Genomic DNA, 3,952 nt, shown 5'->3' on the forward strand with positions numbered 1-3,952 from the left:
CAGATCCTGGATGTAGTGTTATAAGCAACACAGCTTTGGTTACAGTTAATGCAGCACCAAACTTTACTGCACAACCCATTTCCGAAACCATTTGTTTTGGTGAAAGTTTAAATACGTTGTCAGTTGCAGTTGCCAATGGCGTGGGAACACCAACATATCAATGGTATTCTAACACAATTAATGATAACTTAACAGGAACTGCTATTACTGGCGAAACTAACGCAACTTACAATCCACCTGCAACGAATATTGGAACGATTTATTATTATTGTATCGTTACATTTTCCGCTGGTGGTTGTACTGAAATAACCTCACAAACTGCAGAAATCACAATTAATCAAACACCAAATATTTCAGATAAAGCGATAACGATTTGTAGTGGCGTAAGCTTTCAAATTATTCCTGATTCATCCACAGGAGATATTGTTCCAACAGGCACAAGTTACACTTGGACTAATCCAACTATAAATCCAGCTGGGGCAATTACAGGAGCTTCAAGTGAAAACACACCACAACCTGATATTAGTCAAACTTTAACCAACAATACCACAAATCCAGCAACGGCAACTTATACAGTAACTCCAATTTCTGGTATTTGCGCTGGTACTGATTTTACCATTACCGTAACCGTTAATCCTTCCATAAGCATTACAAACAATCAAATAAATAGCACTTGTTATTTAGCAAATAATGGTTCTCTTGATATCTCAATAACTGGTGGTGTGCCTTTTTCAACAGGCAATCCGTATCAAATTTCTTGGGCTGGACCAAATGGATTCACAAGTAGCAACGAAGACATTTCTAATTTAGAACCTGGTGATTATACCGTGGTGATTAATGATGACGGCGGTTGTCCATTTACAGACACTTTCACCATTTTAGAACCTGATGAACTCATTTTTAGTTCAATTAATTTCGACCCAGAAACGATCTCCTGTTTTGGTGCAAATGATGGCGAAATTGATATTAATATTTCTGGAGGTACAACTCCATATACTTACAATTGGACACGAAACGGAAATCCTTTTGATACTACCGAAGATTTATCAAATTTAGGTCCAGGTGACTATCAAGTAACAGTTACCGATGCCAACAATTGTACGCCTATAGTAGAAAATTTCTCCATTATTGAACCCGATTTGCTTCAAGCTAGTTTAATAAATCAAGTAGATATTATTTGTTTTGGAGATGCTACAGGTACTATCAATATTGATGTTATTGGTGGTAGACCTATTGAAGTTTCAGCAGGTGTTTTTGATTATAATTATGCTTGGACAGGACCAAATGGATTTACAAGCAGCTCTCAAAATATTTCAAATTTAATTGCTGGGACATATAATTTAGTAGTTACAGACAAATCTGGCTGTACTGATGATTTAGAAGTTATTTTAGATCAATCTGATGAAATCATAATCGATTATACTGCCACCGAAATTGAGTGTTATGGCGACAATAATGCATCAATAACTATCAATAATATTTCTGGAGGGAATCCTCCTTACACTATAGCTTGGAGTAATTTAGGCTCAGGAAATGTTCAAAACAATCTATCTGCTGGAACGTACACGATTACAGTTACAGACGATACAAATTGTGAAAAACAAGCTACTATTATTATAGATGAAGCTCCTATTTTCACCATAAACCCTGTTGTAAATAACGTGTCTTGTTTTGGTGAAAATGATGCAAGCATCAGTTTAAATTTAGTTGGCGGTATAAATCCTGTTACTTTGGTTTGGGATGACGATGCTAGTGCTGGCGTTGAGCGCAACAATATCGGTCCAGGAACTTACACCGTAACCATTACAGATGGTACGCCTTGTGTAATTACTGAAACTTTTACTATAACCGAACCTGCAGCTTTAACATTGTCAGCAAATACAACAGATGCTTTAGATTGTGATGATGCCAATAGCGGAGCTATAAACGCCATTATTACTGGTGGTACACTACCACTTACTTACTCGTGGTCTAATGGCGCTAATACTGAAGATTTAGCCAACACGCCTCCAGGAGATTATACACTTACTGTTACAGACGCTAATGGCTGTAGTATTTCAGATAGCTGGACAGTTAATAGATTTGACCCACTTGAAATTACAGTTGAAACCCAAACTGATTTTGATTGTGAAACCCGTTTTGTTGACCAAACTTTTGTAGCACAAGTAACTGGCGGTGTTCCTCCTTATCAAATTAATTGGTCTAGCGGAACAATTAGCGGTACAAACAATGAAATAATGAATACCAATCAAGATGGCTTAGTAATTGTTGATGTTACTGATAGTTTTGGTTGTACTACTAGTTATTCGCACAATGTTGAAATCCCAGTTTTGGGCGATGCCGATTTTAATCAAAACTCCACAGGGTTTAGTACTTATGGTTTTTATTCTATTGAAGACCCCATTCAATATACAAATACTTCTATTGGTGATTATATAAGTGTGTCTTGGGATTTTGGTGATGGTAATTTTTCAAGTGAAGAAAATCCAACACACACCTATTTAGCTATTGGCTCTTACGTTGTAACACAAACCGTAACCTACCCTTTCGGGTGTGTGTATACTAAAGTTATCACATTAAATATTGAAAAAGGCTATGCCCTAATAATGCCTAATGCGTTTACACCAAATAATGATGGAATGAATGATTTTTTCAACCCGTCGTTTATTGGGCTAAGCAATATGAAATTAGATATTTACGATACTTGGGGCAGTTTAGTGTATTCTGAAGTTGGCGAAAACTTAAAAGGATGGAATGGTAAAATAAAAGATTCTGAAGCTGAAAATGGGAATTATTACTTCAAGTTTTCTGGTGACACCTTTTACGGAAAAACCATTACCTCAGAAGGTGCCTTTGTATTAATCAAGTAATTTAAAAGAATGAAACATCCATGACAAAAAAATTAGTCACAAGCAATAATGATTATATGGATGTTACATGTGACCATTAAAAAAAACAATAAGTACAAACACATGAAATTAAAAGTAATTATTGCTATTATAAGTTGCCTGTATTTACATTCAAATGCACAAGACCCTGTTTTTACACAATATTTTCAGGTACCCGAAACCCTAAACCCTGGGTTTTCTGGGTTTGAAGATGCTACTTATTTCGGACTCATTCACAGAACCCAATGGCCCAGTCTAGATTTAAGAGTCGATACCGAATATGCTTTTTTTAACACTTGGGTAGAAAATGTAGGCGGAATTGGTTTAAGCATTTTAAATCAGCATGAAAATAACACCAATTACAATCATCTACAAGGAAATATCAATTACTCCTACCATGTGCGGTTAGCAAACGATTGGTATTTTAGACCTGCCATTGAAGTTGGTTTTGGTACTAAATCTTTTAATTTTAGGAATTTGGTTTTATCCGATCAAATTAATATTGGTGCAGGCACTATAAATCCAATATCTTCAGATGTTTTTGCAATGAACGCTAACGAAAATGTTACGTTTTTCGATTTTTCTGCAGGTTTTGTTTTTGATAAAAAAAACACAAGAAATGATACTGATTTATGGTTAGGAGCTTCTATAAAACACTTAAACAAACCCAATATTTCGTTTGTTGACAATAACAACGTGCCGCTAGATATTTTTTATTCCATACACGCTAATTATAAATTTCCTTATTTTGATTATAACGATATGCTTATCTCGCTTAATTATATGCAACAGGGTGAGTATAACAGATTAGATATTGGTACAACGGTTAAACTAGAAAAGTTGATGCTAGGTGCTATGGCTGTTACAAATCCTGCCAAGAACAATATGAACAGTCATTTACTAACCTCTGTAAATGCTTTTATTGGATTAGAATTAGAACGATTTCGTTTTGGTTTTTCTTATGATTTTAACACCTCTAAGATTGGAAGAACTGATGGTATTTACGAACTATCTATAACGTATTTAGCAGATTGCTTAATCTGTAAAAATCCAGCGAATGTAGA

The 3,952-nt window shown here is 35.1% G+C and carries 2 protein-coding genes; both read left to right on the plus strand.

The features are described 5' to 3' along the window. On the plus strand, positions 1-2,870 hold a 2,870-nt coding region (locus tag AADI82_RS14200), incomplete at its 5' end, for a gliding motility-associated C-terminal domain-containing protein (protein ID WP_341217080.1). Between the two features lie 102 nt (positions 2,871-2,972). Next, positions 2,973-3,952, plus strand: a 980-nt coding sequence (locus AADI82_RS14205; protein ID WP_341217081.1) for a PorP/SprF family type IX secretion system membrane protein, incomplete at its 3' end; no start/stop codon positions are given.

The organism is uncultured Wocania sp. (assembly GCF_964021735.1).
Lineage (GTDB): Bacteria > Bacteroidota > Bacteroidia > Flavobacteriales > Flavobacteriaceae > Wocania_A.